Raw genomic sequence first — 17,327 nt, 5'->3', positions numbered from 1 at the left:
GAGAAGTGTCTTTTAAATATGAAATACGTTTCAGTTTTAAACTCAAAATGAAGCGTACTCACATTAAACACGACGGCGTTTCGGAGGACGAGATCCATTATGAGGAACTGGCGTTACGTCACGAATAGCAGTAATTTCCAAACCAGTAGCTTGCAAAGAACGAATAGCTGCTTCACGACCTGAGCCTGGACCTTTAACTGCGACTTCGACAGCCTTCATACCATATTCCATTGATGCCTTTGCGGCACTTTCTGCAGCCATTTGTGCAGCAAATGGAGTAGATTTACGACTACCCTTAAAGCCTAATGAACCAGCTGATGCCCAAGCAAGAGCATTGCCTTGTGGGTCAGTGATCATAATTAAAGTGTTGTTAAAAGTAGAGTGAATGTGCGCGACACCGGCTTCAATATTCTTTTTTACCCGGCGACGACGTGTTGTTTTTCTAGTTGCCATTAATTGCTAACCTCCCTTACCGAATTATTGCTTTCTACCAGCAATTGATACTTTTTTGCCCTTACGAGTACGTGCGTTGTTTTTCGTGTTTTGGCCACGAACTGGTAAACCACGACGATGACGCATGCCACGATATGAACCGATCTCTTGTAGCCGCTTGATATTTAAGTTAACCTTACGTCGAAGATCACCTTCAACCATAACGTTATCAACAGCAGCACGAATCTTATCTTCTTGGTCTGGTGTAAGATCTTCTTCACGAACATCTTCAGAAACGCCAGCAGTAGCTAAGATTTTTTGTGCAGTCGTATTACCGATACCAAAGATATAAGTTAATGCGATTACGATACGTTTACCACGTGGTAAATCAACACCTGCGATACGAGCCATTAATATGACACCTCCATTAAATTGATTTTTATATTAACCTTGACGCTGTTTATGCTTTGGATTAGCAGAGCAGATGATCATGACACGGCCCTTACGTTTAATAACGCGGCAATGTTCACACATCCGTCGTACTGATGGTCGTACTTTCATGAATTTTACCTCCTATAAAAGCTGAACACATTAGCAATATGACAAACCGTAACTTATTTCGTACCTGCATTAATGCTACTTAAAGCGATAGGTAATGCGGCCACGCGTTAAATCATACGGTGACAATTCAACCGTTACCCGATCACCCGGCAGGATCCGGATATAATGCATTCTGATCTTACCAGAAACCGTTGCTAAGATTGTTGCATTATTTTCGAGTTCAACTTTGAACATCGCATTTGGCAACGTATCAACAACTTTTCCTTCAACCTCAATCACATCATCTTTCGCCACGCAAAAGTACCTCCTTAGTTATATTAGGGTTGCAACTTGCTGAAAACAGGCTGCGCAATTGACAAAAGCCATTGCGCTCATTGCAAGCGCTAAGGACTTTTATACCACATCAATTCAACACATAAAAATGGTGAGAGCTAGCGCACTCACCCTTTCTTATTAAGCCAACGTCCGAATTAGACTTTGGCTAGTTCGAAAAGATAACCTTGCCCATTATAGCAAAAGGACTCTTATGACGCAAGTTAGCAGATCACTCGTCACACTTATTTACCGGCTAATGGATCAAGAACTTTACGAATATCCTGAAAAACCTCATCGATGTCCCGATTACCATCAACGTTGAAAAGTAAATTCTTCTTGCTATAAAAATCCAACAAGGGTGTGTTCATTTTCTCGTTGACTGCCAAACGATTTTTTACCGTCGCTGGCTTATCGTCATCACGTTGGAAAAAGTCATGTCCACCACAGCGATCACAAGTCCCTGCAACCTTAGGTGGATTATAAACTTTATGGTAAGTTGCACCACAAGTCTTACAAATGAAGCGTCCAGTTAAACGTTCCATTAATGATGCTGGATCAACATCGATGTTAATAACACCATCTAATGGTTTATTCAACTCGGCCGTAATCGCCTCTAACGCTTCAGCTTGACTAATTTGTCTTGGAAAACCATCTAGTAAATAACCAACTTTTGTGTCGGCCTCTCCTAAACGATCTTTCACAATACCATTTGTTACTTCATCAGGAACAAGTTCGCCCTTATCAATAAAACTTTTTGCCTTAAGACCAAGTTCAGTCTGATCTTTCATTGCTGCACGGAACATGTCACCTGTGGAAATATGTGGAATATGATAAGTATCAATAATCCGTTCTGCCTGAGTCCCTTTACCGGCACCTGGCAGTCCCATTAAAATGAGGTTCATAATTTTCCCCTTTCAAGATTATAAAGAAAGTGTCAAAGTGAACACTTCAACACACTTTCTTTAACGAATGAAACCAACATAATGTCGTTTCATCATCAATCCTTCAATTTGGCGTGACGAATCGAGTGCAACACCAACAACAATCAACAAACTAGTTCCGCCTAAACCGATTGATTCTGGTAAATTCCAAATATTGGCGGCCAAAATTGGTAGTAAAGCTACAACACCAAGAAAGACTGAACCAACCGTGCTAAGTCGCATCAAAGTCCCAGAAATATACTTCTGGGTCTCCTTACCCGGCCAAACACTAGGAATGTAACTACCTTGCTTTTGCAAATTGTCTGCAACCTTTTCTGGATTGACCTGAACAAAAGCGTAGAAAAAAGTAAAAACAATAATCAACAAAGTATAAAGAATGGAACCAGGAACAGTTGTCATACTGAAAATTTGGGTCATAACTTGGAACCAAGTATCTTCAGAATGCGTACCCTGGAAAGCTTGAAGAATTGTTTGTGGCGTTGCAATAAACGAACTTGCAAAAATAACTGGGATAACACCAGCCACATTGACTTTAAGTGGTAAATAACTTTGATCCCCGGCGTCGGTTACTCTTCGCGTATAGCGAATTGGAATCTTCCGATTGGCCTGCTGAACCCAAGTAACAACTATAACAACAGCTAAAATAGCAACAAATAACAAAACCGAATAGAGCACGTATAACCAGAACTGTGCAGTATCAGGATTAGTGCCAAACCATTCTTGATAAAGTTGTTGAATCCCCGTAGGAATTCGGGCAACAATACCAGCAAAGATGATCATAGAAACACCATTACCAATACCTTTATCAGTTATTTGTTCACCCATCCAAGTTACTAACATGGTACCACCCGTTAAGATGATCCCAATCATAACGTATGTTTGGATATTTGGGTGTTTAACTAAGCCAAGCCCACTTAACGCATTAAAACCGGCCGTAATCCCAATTGATTGAACAAACGCTAATACAATAGTTAAGTAGCGTGTTACTTGATTTAATTTACGTCGACCAACTTCCCCTTGTTTGCTCCACTCAACAAATTTAGGCACAATATCCATTTGTAATAACTGAATAACAATCTGTGCGGTAATGAATGGTGAAACCCCCATTGAAAAGATGGAATAGTTTGTTAAACCACCACCACCAAACATGTTTAACATGCTAACTAATCCTGACGAAGCAATCGACGTCAGTGCCTTGGCATTAACGCCGGGAACCGTTATTTCCGTTCCAAGCCGGAAAATAAACAAAATGCCTAAAGTAAAAATTATTCGGTTACGAATATCTTTTACTTGCCAAGCATTTTTGATGGTCGACAGCATTAAATCACCTCAATTTTACCGCCAGCGGCCTCGACAGCTTTTTTAGCAGCCATCGATGCTTTGCTAACTTTAACTGTTAATTTTTTAGTGACTTCGCCGTTTGCCAATAGCTTAACGCCAGCTTTTTGCTTCTTAAGTAAGCCAGATTCAATTAATAATTCTGGTGTTACTTCTGTACCGTTGTCAAAACGATTTAAGTCGTCAAGACTAACCAGTGCATATTCTTTACGATTAATATTCGTAAAGCCGCGTTTTGGCATACGACGGAATAAAGGCATTTGGCCACCTTCAAAGCCTAAACGTACCTTACTACGAGCCTTTTGACCTTTTTGGCCACGGCCAGCAGTTTTACCGTTACCGGATGAAGTACCACGGCCAACACGATTACGTATTTGACGTGAACCTTCACTTGGTTTTAAATTATGCAATTCCATTGCGTGCGCACCTCCTTATAATTTATTTAGCTACTTCAACGTCCAGCAAGTAGGCAATCTTAAAGATTTGTCCACGAATTGCTGGGTTATCAGGCAATACAACTGAGCTATCAACACGGCCAAGTCCTAAAGCTTTAACAATCCGGCGATGAGCTGGCTTACGATGTGCGACAGTGCGCTTTAAAGTAATTTTTAATTGTGCCATGAATTTCGCCCCTCCTAGTTTTCTAATTGATCGACTGGAATACCACGAAGTTCTGCTACTTTATCAGCACGACGTAACGTCTTTAAACCTTCAATAGTAGCGCGGACCACATTAATTGGTGTGTGAGAGCCTAAGAACTTACTTGTAACATCTTGAACACCGGCAAGTTCCATGATAGCACGGACAGCGCCACCAGCAGCAACCCCAGAACCAGCAATAGCAGGCTTGATCAAAACACGACCACCACCAAAACGACCAATGACTTCATGAGGAACAGTTGTCCCAACAATCGGTACTTCGATCAGGTTCTTCTTTGCGTCTTCAACTGCTTTTCGAATAGCTTCAGGAACTTCTTGTGCTTTACCAGTACCAAAGCCAACATGTCCATTACGATCACCAACAATAACGATTGCTGCGAAACGAAGGCGACGGCCCCCTTTAACAACTTTTGTTACACGGTTAATCGAAACGACATTATCTTCCAAATCCAATTTGTTTGGATCAATAAACGTTGTAGTCATAAATGGGTTTTCCTCCTTTTCCTAGAAATCTAGTCCGTTTTCGCGTGCAGCTTCAGCCAAAGCCTGAACACGGCCATGATATAAATAGCCGCCACGATCGAAGACAACATCTTTCAAGCCCTTAGCAACAGCACGCTTTGCAACTAGTGCACCAACGGCGGTAGCCTGCTCGGTTTTTGCTCCTTCGCTAACTTCTTTATCTAATGTCGAGGCACTTGCTAGCGTCACACCCGCTACGTCATCAATTAATTGCGCGTAGATGTTTTTATTAGAACGATAAATATTCAAGCGTGGGCGCTCAGCAGTACCAGAGATCTTACCACGAACACGTAAATGACGCTTTTGACGTGTCTTATTTTTGTCTGGTTTCGAAATCACAATGTTCACCTCTTAAAATTATTGTTTCAGCTGTTTAAGCTGCATTATTTACCTGTTTTACCTTCTTTACGACGAACATATTCATCGACGTAACGAATTCCTTTACCTTTATAAGGTTCAGGTGAGCGAACGCTACGGATTACAGCAGCAAATTCACCAACATCTTGCTTAGAAATACCAGAAACGTTAATTTCAGTGTTTGAAGGTACTTCTAAACTTAAACCTTCAGGAATTGCCATTTCAACGGGGTTAGAGTAACCAACGTTTAAAACGAGTTTTTTACCTTGTAGTTGTGCACGGTACCCGACACCAACTAATTTTAACTTCTTAGTGAAGCCATCAGTTACGCCTTCAACCATGTTTGCTAAATTGGCACGCATTGTACCATGTAATTCGCGGCCTTTTTTACTGTTATCAACACGTTCAAAACTAATCTTATTACCTTCTATTGTAATAGAAATTAATGGATTAAATTCGCGTGTTAATTCACCTTTTGGTCCTTTAACAGTAACGGTTTCACCCTCACGAGTAACGGTTACTTTTTCAGGAACTTCAATGACTTTATAACCAATACGACTCACGTGTTACACCTCCTTGTTTAAAAAATAATTACCAGATATAAGCTAGTACTTCGCCGCCAACGTTCTTTGCACGTGCCTCTTTATCGGTGAGAACACCTTCAGCAGTAGAAAGAATTGCAATACCTAAGCCGTTTAAAACCTTCGGTACAGCATCAGCCTTAACGTACGCACGTAAACCTGGTTTTGAAATACGTTTCAAACCAGTGACAACACGTTCATTGTTTTTACCATATTTTAAAAATACACGAATTAAACCTTGTTTGTCGTCTTCAATGTATTCAAAATCACGAATAAAACCTTCGCGTTTTAAAATTTCTGAAATACTACGAAGCATATTTGAAGCAGGAACTTCTAGAGATTCGTGACGCACCATGTTGGCGTTACGAATACGAGTTAGATAGTCTGCAATTGGATCAGTCATGACCATTAAATTACCCTCCTTTGAGTTAGACTTTTTTACCAGCTAGCTTTCTTCAAGCCAGGAATTTGACCAGCATGTGCTAATTCACGAAGGCAGATCCGGCATAAATGGAATTTGCGATATACAGAATGCGGACGACCACAACGTTCACAACGTGTATAAGCTTGTGATGAGAATTTAGCAGGACGTTGTTGCTTTGCTACCATTGATTTTTTAGCCAAGATATTTACCTCCTTTATTTTGCAAATGGCATTCCGATTTGAGTTAATAGTTCACGTGATTCTTCATCGCTATTTGCTGTTGTCACAATAACGATATCTAACCCACGAACTTTATCAACTTTATCATAATCGATTTCTGGGAAAATCAATTGTTCACGGACACCTAATGTAAAGTTACCACGACCGTCAAAAGATTTTTTACTGACGCCATGGAAATCACGAACACGTGGTAAGGATACGTTGATGAGCTTATCTAAGAAGTCATACATACGTTCACCACGTAACGTTACTTTAGCACCGATTGACATACCTTCACGCAAACGGAAACCGGCAATCGATTTCTTTGCTTTTGTGATCAATGGTTGTTGGCCTGAAATCAACGCTAATTCTTCAACAGCATGGTCCAAGTTTTTAGCATTTGAAACAGCATCACCAACACCCATGTTCAACACGATCTTGTCAACCTTAGGAGTTTGCATAACAGAAGTGTAATTGAACTTTTCCATCATAGCAGGGGTAATTTCTTTAACATATCTTTCTTTTAAGCGATTAGCCATTAGTTGTTTTCCTCCTTTCAACAAAAGTTATTTATCGATAACTTTGCCAGTTTTTTTAGAAACGCGTACTTTTTTACCGTCTTCAACTTTGTAGCCAACTTTGGTTGGTTCGTTGGTTTCAGGATCAAGTAACATTACGTTTGAAACGTGAATTGGCGCATTTTGTTCTACAATGCCGCCTTGAGGGTTATCGTTCGTTGGTTTTTGATGCTTTTTGATTGCATGTACACCTTCAACGATTACTTGGTCAGTTTTAGGGAAAGCCTTTGTAACGGAACCTTCTTTGCCCTTATCCTTACCACTAATGACACGAACTTTGTCGCCTGTCTTTACGAACATGGAATAGCCTCCTTCTTTATAAAGATTGTTAATTAAAGTACTTCAGGTGCTAAGGAAACAATCTTCATGAAGTTGCTGTCACGTAATTCGCGTGCAACAGGTCCAAAGATACGTGTTCCTCGTGGACTCTTATCAGCGTTAATAATAACAGCTGCATTTTCGTCAAATTTAATGTATGAACCGTCAGTGCGATGGGCACCAGTTTTAGTTCTAACAATGACCGCCTTTACGACGTCACCTTTTTTGACAACGCCACCTGGTGTTGCTTGTTTAACCGTTGCAACGATAATATCACCGATATTCGCTGTCTTTACGCGTGAACCGCCTAAAATTTTGATGGTTAAAATCTCACGAGCACCAGAATTATCAGCGACTTTTAAACGACTTTCTTGTTGGATCACGGAAAGGTCCTCCCTTCGTTAATAATTCAGATTTATAAAATAACCGTTTTTTCAACGATTTCAATTAAGCGGAACCGCTTCTTAGCAGACAACGGACGAGTTTCCATAATTCGAACGATGTCACCAGTTTGCGCTTCATTCTTTTCATCATGTGCGTAATACTTTTTAGTATAACGGATACGCTTGCCGTAAGTTGCATGTTGCTTAACTGTTTGGACAGCTACTGTAATGGTTTTATCCATTTTATCAGAAACAACACGACCCTGAACGACTTTTCTTGCGTTACGTGTTTCATTGTTTTCGCTCAAAATGTTTGACCTCCTATTCCAAAAGTGGTTGTATCGCGACTAGTCTTGGTTTAATTCTTGTTGGCGCAATACTGTCTTAATACGAGCAATATTTTTGCGAACTTGTTTTAAACGAGCTGTATTTTCCAACTGGCCAGTAGCTAATTGGAAACGAAGATTAAATAATTCTTCTTTGTATTCTTTTTCGCGGTCAAGCATTTCAGCAGTGGTTAAGTCTTTAATTTCTTTAGCCTTCATTTGATTCGCCACCTACTTCCTCACGTTTTACAACCTTGGTCCGAATTGGTAATTTATTCGAAGCAAGCCGTAGTGCTTCACGTGCAACTTCTTCAGTAACGCCGCCGACTTCAAACATGATTTTTTCACGTTTAACTGGAGATACCCAGCCAGCTGGCGTACCTTTTCCAGAACCCATCCGGACACCAATAGCTTTTTCAGTATATGATTTGTGGGGGAAGATTCGAATCCATACTCGCCCACCACGCTTCATGTGACGTGTCATTGCAACACGCGCTGCTTCGATCTGACGGTTCGTGATCCATGAAGAATCAAGAGCCTTCAAACCATAATCGCCAAAGGCAACTGTCTTACCGCCTTTCGCTTCACCACGCATGTGGCCACGAAATTCACGACGGAATTTTACACGTTTTGGTACTAACATGTTTAGTTTCCTCCCTTCGCTCCATTATTACGGTTGTTATTGTTACGACCGTTATTGTTGCGGTTGCCGCCACGGTTATTGTTACGACGATTGCCGCCACGGTTATTTGCTGATGGTGCATTATCTTTTAAAGAATCACCATGTGTTTGGCCTGGTAAAATGTCGCCACGATAAATCCATGTTTTAACGCCAAGTTGACCATAAGTCGTTTTAGCTTCATCCCATGAATAATCAATATCGGCACGTAGTGTATGCAATGGAACAGTTCCATCTGAATACATTTCCTTACGGGCAATATCAGCACCGTTTAAACGACCAGATACCATTGTCTTAATACCATGAGCTCCAGCACGCATTGTGCGTTGAATAGCTTGCTTCATAGCACGGCGAAAAGCGACACGACCTTCAAGCTGTTGTGTAATACTTTCGCCGACAAGATGAGCATCCAAATCAGGTTGTTTAATTTCAACAATGTTGATGTGAACTCGTTTACCAGTTAAATTATTTAATTGTTTACGTAAAGTTTCAACTTCAGAACCGCCTTTACCAATTACCATACCAGGTTTACCAGTATGAATTGAAATATTAACGCGGTTTGCTGCACGTTCAATCTCAACTCGGGAGACAGAGGCGTCAGCTAAACGCTTGCTGATGAAACTACGTACTTTTAAGTCTTCATTTAAAAGTGTGCCGTAATCTTTTTCGGCATACCATTTTGCATCCCAGTCACGAGAAATACCTACTCGTAAACCAAGTGGATTAATTTTTTGACCCACGCGTTATCCCTCCTTATTTTTCAGCTACAACGACGGTGACGTGACTTGTTCGTTTATTAATTGGTGAAGCAGAACCCTTGGCACGAGGACGGAAACGTTTTAACGTTGGTCCTTCATCAACAAAGGCCTGTGCTACAACCAAGTTTTCAGCATCTAAGTCGAAGTTGTTTTCAGCATTGGCAATAGCTGAATTCAATACTTTAGTAACGATTGGTGAAGCAGCTCTAGGCGTAAACTTCAGAATCGCAATTGCATCAGCAACACTTTTACCCCGGATCAAATCAACCACTAAGCGAGCTTTACGAGGCGCGATCCGAACAGTTTTAGCAATTGCACGTGCTTCAGTAACTTGTTCTGACATATTTTATCCTCCTCTCGCTTATTTAGCAGCCGTACGGCGATCGTCGCCTGAATGACCGTGGAACGTACGTGTTGGTGCAAATTCGCCTAGTTTATGGCCGACCATGTCTTCTTGAATGAAAACTGGGACATGTTTCCGTCCGTCATAAACTGCGATTGTATAACCAATAAAACTTGGGAAAATCGTAGAACGACGTGACCAGGTTTTAATAACAGATTTTTTATCTTGGTCTGCCTGCGCAGCAATTTTTTTCAATAAATGTTCATCGGCGAATGGTCCTTTTTTTAAGCTCCGACTCATTATGAAACCTCCTTTTCAGCATTAATTATTCTAAAATAGCTCAGTTTAAAATTAATGTTTACCACGTTTACGTCCACGTACAATGAATTTAGATGATTGCTTGCGAACGTTACGCGTTTTCTTACCAAGGGTTTTCTTACCCCATGGTGACATTGGAGATGGATGGCCGATAGGTGCTTTACCTTCACCACCACCATGTGGATGGTCGTTAGGGTTCATTACAGAACCACGAACAGTTGGGCGAATACCCATCCAACGTTTACGACCGGCCTTACCGATATTGATCAACTCATGTTGTTCATTACCGACAGAACCAATTGTTGCACGGTTAACAAGGAGAATCATGCGAACTTCACCAGAACCTAAGCGAACCAAGGCGTATTTGCCTTCTTTACCTAAGACCTGAGCTGAAGCGCCAGCAGAACGAACTAGCTGACCGCCATGACCTGGCTTTAATTCAATGTTATGAATAACAGTACCAACTGGAATGTTAGTTAGTGGTAAAGAATTACCGGGCTTGATATCAACATCAACACCTGATTGAATCCTTGTACCAACTTCTAGTCCTTTTGGTGCTAGGATGTAAGCCTTAACCCCATCTTCGTATTGTAGTAAAGCGATATTAGCCGAACGGTTCGGATCATATTCAATTGCTTTAACAATTGCTGGGACATCATCTTTTTGACGTTTAAAATCAATCAGACGATATTGACGTTTATGACCGCCAGCACGATGGCGAACGGTAATATGGCCGTAATTGTTACGACCAGCCGTCTTTGTGGTGTATTCCGTCAATGACTTTTCTGGTTTTGTCTTTGTAATTTCGGCAAAATCGGAGCCAGTCATATTACGACGACCATTGGTAGTTGGTTTGTATACTCTAATACCCACGTTTTTCCCTCCTAAATTTTTATTTTCGTTTAATTATTAGTCTTCAAAAATCTTAATATCTTTTGAATCTGCTGTTAAAGCAACAATTGCTTTACGGCGTTTCTTAGTCAAACCAACAAATTGGCCTTGACGTTTCTTTTTGCCGCGAACGTTCATGATATTAACGTTTTTAACTTTAACATCAAAAATTTCTTCAACCGCATATTTGACTTGCGTCTTGTTTGCGCGCACATCAACTTCAAAAGTATATTTTTTATCATCCATTTTGGCCATTGAAGCTTCAGTAACCATTGGACGTAAAACAACATCGCGTGCTTCCATTATGCAAGAGCCTCCTCTACTTGAGTGAGAGCAGCTTGAGTCAGGATTAATTTATCGTTAGCTACAACATCTAACACGTTAACACCATTTGCAGGGATAACCGTTACATTTGGTAAGTTGCGTGCAGCTAGTGCAGCCTGATCATTGCCGTCTTCAAGAACTACTAATGCTTTTGTTTGTACATCTAAGTTTTTAAGTGCTTCAGCAAAAAGTTTTGTTTTTGGTTGTTCAAAACTCAAGGCATCAACGATAACTATGTTTTCATCAATAACCTTTTGCGATAAAACAGACTTAATTGCTAAGCGACGAACCTTCTTAGGTAATTTATAACTATATGAACGAGGTGTTGGGCCAAAGACCGTACCACCGCCACGCCATTGTGGTGAACGAATTGAACCTTGACGAGCACGACCAGTACCCTTTTGACGCCATGGCTTGCGACCACCGCCACGTACAGCGCTACGGTTCTTAACAGCGTGTGTACCTTGGCGTAATGATGCACGTTGCATCAAAATGGCATCAAAAACGACATTTTCATTAGGGGCAATACCAAAAATGTCGTCGTTTAAAGTAACGTCGCCATTTTGGCTGCCATCTTGCTTGTATAATGCTACAGTTGGCATTTAGAAATCCTCCCTTCCGCTATTATTTTGCTGTGTTTTTAACAGCATTCTTGATCGTAATCAATGATTTCTTAGAACCAGGAACATTCCCTTTAACTAAGATAACATTGCGATCTGTATCAACACGTACGATTTCTAAGTTTTGAATTGTTACAGTGTTATTACCCATGCGGCCTGGTAATTGCTTGCCAGGGAAAACACGGTTAATGATGGCACCCAATGAACCAGGACGACGATGATAACGAGAACCATGCGCCATAGGTCCACGGTGTTGGTTATTCTTTTTAATAACACCCTGGAAACCATGACCCTTAGTTGTACCCGTTACGTCGACGATTTCGCCGGCTTCGAAAGTATCAACTTTGATTTCGTCTCCAACTTTGATATCTCCTAAAGCAACGTCGCGAAATTCGCGAATGAAGCGCTTAGGAGCAGTTTTAGCTTTTGCTACATGACCCTTAGCAGGCTTGTTTGCTAACACATCACGCTTATCTTGATAACCTACTTGAATAGCTTCGTAACCATCAGATTCAACTGTCTTAACTTGCAACACAACGTTAGGTGTTGCTTCAACAACTGTAACTGGGATTAATTCACCTGATTCAGTAAAGACTTGCGTCATACCTACTTTTTTTCCTAAGATTCCTTTTCCGGTCATGAGTACACCTCCAATATAAATGTATTTGAACTATAGTTTAATTTCGATATCCACACCACTTGGTAAATCGAGCTTCATTAACGCATCAACAGTTTTGGGTGTTGGGTTAACAATATCGATTAAACGCTTGTGAGTGCGCATTTCAAATTGTTCACGTGAGTCTTTAAACTTATGTGTTGCACGAAGCACTGTATAAAGTGTCCGTTCGGTTGGCAATGGAATAGGACCTGAAATTGTAGCGCCCGTCCGTTTTGCCGTTTCAACAATCTTTTCAGCAGATTGGTCTAAAACACGATGTTCGTATGCTTTTAACCGAATCCGAATCTTTTGTTTTGCCATGTTTTTCCCTCCTTCGTTCGTTTTAAAAATGAACTTGCTCCGTGAAAATTCCCAACACGCCCGCCATGGCAAAGCAGCCGGGTGTGTCGCAACCTTTCACATCTAAGCTCCTGTATTCCATTAATACAGGGGTACTAACTCTTCAAAATTAGCACCTTGTCTATTGTACAAGAAAATAAATTATCTGACAAGACTTTTCTCGTAAAATCAATATTTAAATTTCAAATCAATGGACAACGCTTGTTAGTGTACCATATGTTTTTAACTTTGACTAATATTACTTGACGGTAACTACTATCCTTCGTATGCTTAGCACAACTTTAAACTAGAGGTGATTCAATTGGCACATAAAAATGAAGCATTACTTATTATTGATTATACTAACGATTTTGTTGCAAAGAATGGTGTCTTAACTGCCGGCTTACCTGCTCAGGCGTTAGCGCCAAAAATAATTCAATTAGCGAATCAGTTCGTCAACCAAGGCAGTTGGGTAATTTTACCAACTGACGTCCATACACCTCATGATCCTTTCCATCCTGAAAGCAAACTTTTTCCAACGCATAACGTCCGTAATACTTGGGGCCGCCAATTCTTTGGTGCTTTACAACCATGGTTTGAGCAGCATCAAAATGATGAGCGCGTTTATATGTTTGATAAAACTCGCTACAGTGCTTTTGCCGGGACGGATCTAGATCTTCGTTTACGCGAGCGTAAAATTACGACGTTAAATCTGGTTGGTGTCGATACTGATATCTGTGTGCTGCACACTGCCGTTGACGCTTATAATTTGCCTTACCAAATTATCGTCTACCAGCAGGCGACGGCGACCCTGAATCCAGAAAGACAGTCCTGGGCATTGGATCACTTCAAATCTGTTTTAGGGGCAACCGTGCTATAGATGTTAGCCTTTCCCTATATTATATAGAAGAAACAAAAAAGACGATTTATCCACTTGAGATAAATCGTCTTTTAATTGTACAGCGATGGTTACTTTTGCTGAATTAATCTTCGGCTGGTGTACCGCCATTTTTCTTAATAATATCAGCTTGAACAGACTTAGGAACGGCCTCATAATGATCAAACGTCATTGTGAATGTTCCACGGCCCTGTGTTGCAGAGCGTAAAGTCGTTGCGTAACCAAACATTTCAGATAATGGAACCATCGAGTTAACTAATTGCGAGTTACCACGTGCTTCCATCCCTTCAACACGACCACGACGAGCTGTAACGTGACCCATAACATCACCTAAGTAATCTTCTGGGGCAACAATTTCAACTTTCATGATTGGTTCAAGGATAACTGCGCCAGCCTTTTTAGCAGCTGCGCGTAGTGACATTGAAGCTGCAATCTTAAATGCTGCTTCACTAGAATCGACATCATGGTAAGAACCATCATAAAGCCGAGCCTTAACGTCAACTAATGGATAACCAGCTAAAACACCGTTGGCCATCGATTCTTTCAAACCTTGTTCAACTGCTGGAATAAATTCACGAGGAACAACCCCACCAACAATATCATCGGTAAATTCAAAGCCGCCACCCTCTTCGTTAGGAGTGAATTCGACCCAAACATCACCATACTGACCTTTACCACCAGATTGGCGAATAAACTTACCTTGAGCAGAGGCCTGTTTGGTAAATGTTTCACGGTAAGCAACTTGTGGTGCACCAACAGTTGCTTCAACGTTAAATTCACGACGCATCCGGTCAACAATGATATCCAAATGAAGTTCGCCCATGCCGGCAATCAAAGTTTCACCAGTTTCAGGATTAGTTTCAGCCTTGAAAGTAGGATCTTCTTCAGCAAGTTTTTGTAAGGCAACATCCATTTTATCTTGATCGGCCTTAGTCTTAGGTTCGATTGAAACCTGAATAACTGGATCTGGGAATTCCATTGATTCAAGAATCAATGGGTGCTTAACTGATGTCAAAGAATCACCTGTTGTCGTATTCTTTAAACCAATTGCGGCTGCAATATCACCAGAGAAAACTTCAGGAATTTCTGTCCGGTGATTTGAATGCATTTGGAGTAAACGACCAACACGTTCACGTGTATCCTTAGTTGCATTCATAACGTACGAACCAGATTCAAGTGTACCGGAGTAAACTCGAATAAAGGTTAGCCGGCCAACGAATGGATCGGTTGCAATCTTAAATGCTAAGGCAGCGAAATCTTTATCATCCCCTGCAGTCAATTCAACGTTTTCACCCGTTTCAGGATTAGTTGCATTGTATGGCTTAACATCAAGTGGTGATGGTAAGAAATCGTTAACCGCATCAAGCATCATTTGAACACCTTTGTTTTTAAAAGCTGAACCAGCAAGTACTGGATAAGCTTCTAAGTTTAAAGTTGCCTTACGAATAGCTGCTTTGATTTCATCCTTGGAGATTTCTTCACCTTCAAGGTATTTTTCCATAATGCCATCATCGATATCAGCTAACTGCTCGATCATTGCGTTACGGCGTTTTTTAGCTTCTTCCATATATTCATCAGGTACGTCTACAGTATCCCATTTTGTACCTAATTCATCTTCGTCATAAAGGTCAGCCTTCATTTCGATTAAGTCAATGACACCTTCGAAGTTATCTTCAGCACCAATTGGCATTTGAATAGGTAACGCATTAGCTTGTAGCCGATCCCTAATCGTATCAACAGAATAGTCAAAATCTGCGCCGATTTTATCCATTTTATTGATAAAAACAATCCGGGGAACACTATAAGTTGTTGACTGACGCCAAACATTTTCGGTTTGTGGTTCAACACCGGCCTGAGCATCAAGTACAACTACTGCACCATCTAAAACACGTAATGAACGTTCAACTTCAACAGTGAAATCAACGTGTCCTGGAGTATCAATGATGTTAATTCGGTGATTTTTCCACTGTGCTGTTGTTGCAGCAGAAGTGATTGTAATCCCACGTTCTTGTTCTTGTGCCATCCAGTCCATTTGTGAAGCACCTTCATGGGTTTCACCAATCTTATGAATCTTACCGGTATAGTACAAAATACGTTCAGTCGTAGTCGTCTTACCAGCATCAATATGTGCAACGATACCAATATTCCGTGTTCGTTCTAATGGAAATTCACGAGTATTTGCCATTTAAGAATGTTTCTCCTCTCGTTTAAAAAGCTGATTAAACAGCCTCAATAATTAGCGTAACTATCTCTTTTATTTCAATTTATTAAGTGAGTAATTTCTAAGAAAGCTGGCGTAAACAAAACGTACCAGAAAGGGCAGCTTCCTGTTCAGCCACAATTGTGGAGTAGTATCTAAGTGCTTTTTCAAGCACGTTACCAATCTCAACAAAAGGGGCTACTATATGGAAAACTCATATAATAGCCCTACTTTCGAAATAACTTAGATTACCAACGATAATGTGCAAATGCACGGTTGGCATCTGCCATTTTATGGGTATCTTCACGTTTCTTAACTGCTGCACCAGTATTGTTTGCAGCATCCATGATTTCACGAGCTAAGCGTTCATCCATAGTGTGTTCACCACGTTGACGTGAATATTGAACCAACCAACGAAGACCTAATGTTGTTCGACGATCTGGGCGAACTTCAATCGGTACTTGGTAGTTAGATCCACCAACACGACGAGCCTTAACTTCAAGGACAGGCATGATGTTTTTCATTGCTTCTTCAAAGACTTCTAATGGTTCGTTACCAGTTGAGTCCTTGATAATATCAAATGCTTTATAAAGAATTGTTGACGCAGTACCGCGCTTACCATCAACCATCAAACGGTTAATTAAGCGGGAAACCAATTTAGAATTGTAAATTGGATCTGGTAATACGTCGCGTTTTGCAACAGCGCCTTTTCTTGGCATATTACGTAACCTCCCGAGTTAAATAAAATTGACTTTAAATCAGTTTAATTATTTTTTAGGTTTCTTAGTACCGTATTTAGAACGGCCTTGTTTACGATCTGTAACACCGGCAGTATCTAAAGTACCACGAACAATATGGTAACGGACACCAGGTAAATCCTTAACACGTCCGCCACGGATTAAGACAACACTATGTTCTTGAAGATTATGGCCAATCCCAGGGATATAAGCTGTTACTTCAATTAAGTTAGATAAGCGTACACGAGCATACTTACGTAATGCTGAGTTAGGCTTCTTTGGTGTCATCGTGCCGACACGAGTGGCAACCCCACGTTTTTGTGGTGCAGGGTTGTTCGTTTGGATCTTCTTCATACTGTTGTACCCAAAATTCAAAGCAGGTGCATCAGATTTTGTTGTTCTAGATTTACGGCCTTTTCGTACTAATTGATTAATAGTAGGCATCTAAAGCATTCTCCCTTCTTAACATATAAAAATTTAAGTCCACACTTCCAGGCGTCTCTTTTTGAATTGCAAAAAACTCCAATACCATGAGTAACTAAATAAGTAGCTTCTTAGCGACTGCTTCAGCTTGGTTTCAAGCAACAAAAAAGAGTGAAAACACATCTG

30 protein-coding genes and 1 pseudogene are annotated in these 17,327 nt (G+C 40.7%); 1 reads left to right on the top strand and 30 read right to left on the bottom strand.

Features of this window, described 5'->3' with window-relative positions:
* Positions 1–63 precede the first annotated feature (63 nt).
* From rpsK to rpsJ, 27 genes and pseudogenes are all read right to left on the bottom strand, one after another.
* On the bottom strand, positions 64–453 hold the full coding sequence (gene rpsK / locus AYR53_RS06385) for a 30S ribosomal protein S11 (RefSeq protein WP_068225455.1): 390 nt from the start codon (positions 451–453) through the stop codon (positions 64–66).
* 24 nt (positions 454–477) lie between these two features.
* Positions 478–843 (bottom strand): 30S ribosomal protein S13, encoded by a 366-nt coding sequence (rpsM, locus tag AYR53_RS06380; protein WP_068225456.1) that lies wholly within the window; start codon positions 841–843, stop codon positions 478–480.
* 33 nt (positions 844–876) lie between these two features.
* A complete protein-coding gene (gene rpmJ, locus AYR53_RS13290) occupies positions 877–993 on the bottom strand; it encodes a 50S ribosomal protein L36 (RefSeq protein WP_068225457.1) in 117 nt (38 codons plus the stop codon).
* A gap of 75 nt (positions 994–1,068) precedes the next feature.
* Positions 1,069–1,287 (bottom strand): translation initiation factor IF-1, encoded by a 219-nt coding sequence (gene infA / locus AYR53_RS06375; RefSeq protein ID WP_068225458.1) that lies wholly within the window; start codon positions 1,285–1,287, stop codon positions 1,069–1,071.
* 263 nt (positions 1,288–1,550) lie between these two features.
* On the bottom strand, positions 1,551–2,210 hold the full coding sequence (locus AYR53_RS06370; protein ID WP_068225459.1) for an adenylate kinase: 660 nt from the start codon (positions 2,208–2,210) through the stop codon (positions 1,551–1,553).
* Between the two features lie 60 nt (positions 2,211–2,270).
* Positions 2,271–3,569 (bottom strand): preprotein translocase subunit SecY, encoded by a 1,299-nt coding sequence (gene secY, locus AYR53_RS06365; RefSeq protein ID WP_068225460.1) that lies wholly within the window; start codon positions 3,567–3,569, stop codon positions 2,271–2,273.
* Positions 3,569–4,003, bottom strand: a complete 435-nt coding sequence (gene rplO, locus AYR53_RS06360) for a 50S ribosomal protein L15 (RefSeq protein ID WP_068225461.1) — start codon at positions 4,001–4,003, stop codon at positions 3,569–3,571. Before rplO ends, secY begins: the two co-directional genes overlap by 1 nt.
* Positions 4,004–4,025: 22 nt before the next feature.
* On the bottom strand, positions 4,026–4,208 hold the full coding sequence (gene rpmD, locus AYR53_RS06355) for a 50S ribosomal protein L30 (protein WP_068225462.1): 183 nt from the start codon (positions 4,206–4,208) through the stop codon (positions 4,026–4,028).
* A gap of 14 nt (positions 4,209–4,222) precedes the next feature.
* Positions 4,223–4,729, bottom strand: a complete 507-nt coding sequence (gene rpsE / locus AYR53_RS06350) for a 30S ribosomal protein S5 (protein WP_068225463.1) — start codon at positions 4,727–4,729, stop codon at positions 4,223–4,225.
* Between the two features lie 21 nt (positions 4,730–4,750).
* A complete protein-coding gene (gene rplR, locus AYR53_RS06345; RefSeq protein WP_068225464.1) occupies positions 4,751–5,116 on the bottom strand; it encodes a 50S ribosomal protein L18 in 366 nt (121 codons plus the stop codon).
* Between the two features lie 35 nt (positions 5,117–5,151).
* Positions 5,152–5,688, bottom strand: a complete 537-nt coding sequence (rplF, locus tag AYR53_RS06340) for a 50S ribosomal protein L6 (protein WP_068225465.1) — start codon at positions 5,686–5,688, stop codon at positions 5,152–5,154.
* Positions 5,689–5,716: 28 nt separating this feature from the next.
* Entirely contained in the window at positions 5,717–6,115 is a 399-nt protein-coding gene (gene rpsH, locus AYR53_RS06335) for a 30S ribosomal protein S8 (protein WP_068225466.1), read from the bottom strand.
* Positions 6,116–6,144: 29 nt separating this feature from the next.
* Positions 6,145–6,330, bottom strand: a complete 186-nt coding sequence (locus AYR53_RS06330) for a type Z 30S ribosomal protein S14 (RefSeq protein WP_010011761.1) — start codon at positions 6,328–6,330, stop codon at positions 6,145–6,147.
* Between the two features lie 14 nt (positions 6,331–6,344).
* Complete coding sequence (rplE, locus tag AYR53_RS06325; RefSeq protein ID WP_068225467.1) at positions 6,345–6,887, bottom strand: 50S ribosomal protein L5; 543 nt, start codon at positions 6,885–6,887, stop codon at positions 6,345–6,347.
* A 27-nt stretch (positions 6,888–6,914) separates the two neighbouring features.
* On the bottom strand, positions 6,915–7,226 hold the full coding sequence (gene rplX / locus AYR53_RS06320) for a 50S ribosomal protein L24 (RefSeq protein ID WP_068225468.1): 312 nt from the start codon (positions 7,224–7,226) through the stop codon (positions 6,915–6,917).
* A gap of 32 nt (positions 7,227–7,258) precedes the next feature.
* Positions 7,259–7,627 (bottom strand): 50S ribosomal protein L14, encoded by a 369-nt coding sequence (gene rplN / locus AYR53_RS06315; RefSeq protein WP_068225469.1) that lies wholly within the window; start codon positions 7,625–7,627, stop codon positions 7,259–7,261.
* Between the two features lie 32 nt (positions 7,628–7,659).
* Positions 7,660–7,935, bottom strand: coding sequence for a 30S ribosomal protein S17 (gene rpsQ / locus AYR53_RS06310; RefSeq protein ID WP_075168919.1), 276 nt, complete (start codon positions 7,933–7,935; stop codon positions 7,660–7,662).
* 39 nt (positions 7,936–7,974) lie between these two features.
* A complete protein-coding gene (gene rpmC, locus AYR53_RS06305; RefSeq protein ID WP_068225470.1) occupies positions 7,975–8,172 on the bottom strand; it encodes a 50S ribosomal protein L29 in 198 nt (65 codons plus the stop codon).
* Entirely contained in the window at positions 8,162–8,596 is a 435-nt protein-coding gene (rplP, locus tag AYR53_RS06300) for a 50S ribosomal protein L16 (RefSeq protein ID WP_068281101.1), read from the bottom strand. Before rplP ends, rpmC begins: the two co-directional genes overlap by 11 nt.
* Before the next feature lie 131 nt (positions 8,597–8,727).
* Positions 8,728–9,372: pseudogene (gene rpsC, locus AYR53_RS06295) on the bottom strand (30S ribosomal protein S3); the annotation flags it as partial.
* A gap of 13 nt (positions 9,373–9,385) precedes the next feature.
* Positions 9,386–9,733, bottom strand: coding sequence for a 50S ribosomal protein L22 (gene rplV / locus AYR53_RS06290; protein WP_068225473.1), 348 nt, complete (start codon positions 9,731–9,733; stop codon positions 9,386–9,388).
* Positions 9,734–9,751: 18 nt separating this feature from the next.
* Positions 9,752–10,033, bottom strand: a complete 282-nt coding sequence (gene rpsS, locus AYR53_RS06285; RefSeq protein ID WP_068225474.1) for a 30S ribosomal protein S19 — start codon at positions 10,031–10,033, stop codon at positions 9,752–9,754.
* A 51-nt stretch (positions 10,034–10,084) separates the two neighbouring features.
* Complete coding sequence (gene rplB / locus AYR53_RS06280) at positions 10,085–10,924, bottom strand: 50S ribosomal protein L2 (RefSeq protein ID WP_068225475.1); 840 nt, start codon at positions 10,922–10,924, stop codon at positions 10,085–10,087.
* Between the two features lie 36 nt (positions 10,925–10,960).
* On the bottom strand, positions 10,961–11,245 hold the full coding sequence (gene rplW / locus AYR53_RS06275; RefSeq protein WP_068225476.1) for a 50S ribosomal protein L23: 285 nt from the start codon (positions 11,243–11,245) through the stop codon (positions 10,961–10,963).
* Positions 11,245–11,868, bottom strand: a complete 624-nt coding sequence (gene rplD / locus AYR53_RS06270) for a 50S ribosomal protein L4 (protein ID WP_068281103.1) — start codon at positions 11,866–11,868, stop codon at positions 11,245–11,247. Before rplD ends, rplW begins: the two co-directional genes overlap by 1 nt.
* Before the next feature lie 22 nt (positions 11,869–11,890).
* Positions 11,891–12,526: a 50S ribosomal protein L3 gene (rplC, locus tag AYR53_RS06265; protein ID WP_068281105.1), complete on the bottom strand. Its 636-nt coding sequence runs from the start codon at positions 12,524–12,526 to the stop codon at positions 11,891–11,893.
* Between the two features lie 30 nt (positions 12,527–12,556).
* Positions 12,557–12,865: a 30S ribosomal protein S10 gene (gene rpsJ, locus AYR53_RS06260; protein WP_068225479.1), complete on the bottom strand. Its 309-nt coding sequence runs from the start codon at positions 12,863–12,865 to the stop codon at positions 12,557–12,559.
* Between the two features lie 340 nt (positions 12,866–13,205).
* Between rpsJ and AYR53_RS06255 the strand changes: the two genes are divergently transcribed.
* On the top strand, positions 13,206–13,763 hold the full coding sequence (locus tag AYR53_RS06255; protein WP_068281107.1) for a cysteine hydrolase family protein: 558 nt from the start codon (positions 13,206–13,208) through the stop codon (positions 13,761–13,763).
* A gap of 103 nt (positions 13,764–13,866) precedes the next feature.
* Here the strand turns inward: AYR53_RS06255 and fusA are convergent, their stop codons facing one another.
* The 3 genes from fusA to rpsL all read right to left on the bottom strand — a co-directional run bounded on the left by fusA (position 13,867) and on the right by rpsL (position 17,162).
* Positions 13,867–15,966: an elongation factor G gene (gene fusA, locus AYR53_RS06250; protein WP_068225480.1), complete on the bottom strand. Its 2,100-nt coding sequence runs from the start codon at positions 15,964–15,966 to the stop codon at positions 13,867–13,869.
* A 263-nt stretch (positions 15,967–16,229) separates the two neighbouring features.
* Positions 16,230–16,700 (bottom strand): 30S ribosomal protein S7, encoded by a 471-nt coding sequence (gene rpsG / locus AYR53_RS06245; RefSeq protein ID WP_068225481.1) that lies wholly within the window; start codon positions 16,698–16,700, stop codon positions 16,230–16,232.
* Positions 16,701–16,748: 48 nt separating this feature from the next.
* Positions 16,749–17,162, bottom strand: coding sequence for a 30S ribosomal protein S12 (gene rpsL, locus AYR53_RS06240; RefSeq protein WP_068225482.1), 414 nt, complete (start codon positions 17,160–17,162; stop codon positions 16,749–16,751).
* Positions 17,163–17,327 lie beyond the last annotated feature (165 nt).

Origin of the sequence: Loigolactobacillus backii (genome assembly GCF_001663675.1) — a bacterium.
GTDB classification, from domain to species: Bacteria; Bacillota; Bacilli; order Lactobacillales; family Lactobacillaceae; genus Loigolactobacillus; species Loigolactobacillus backii.
The sequence above is the reverse complement of the archived record's forward strand: the minus strand, read 5'-3'. Positions and strand labels throughout refer to the sequence as shown.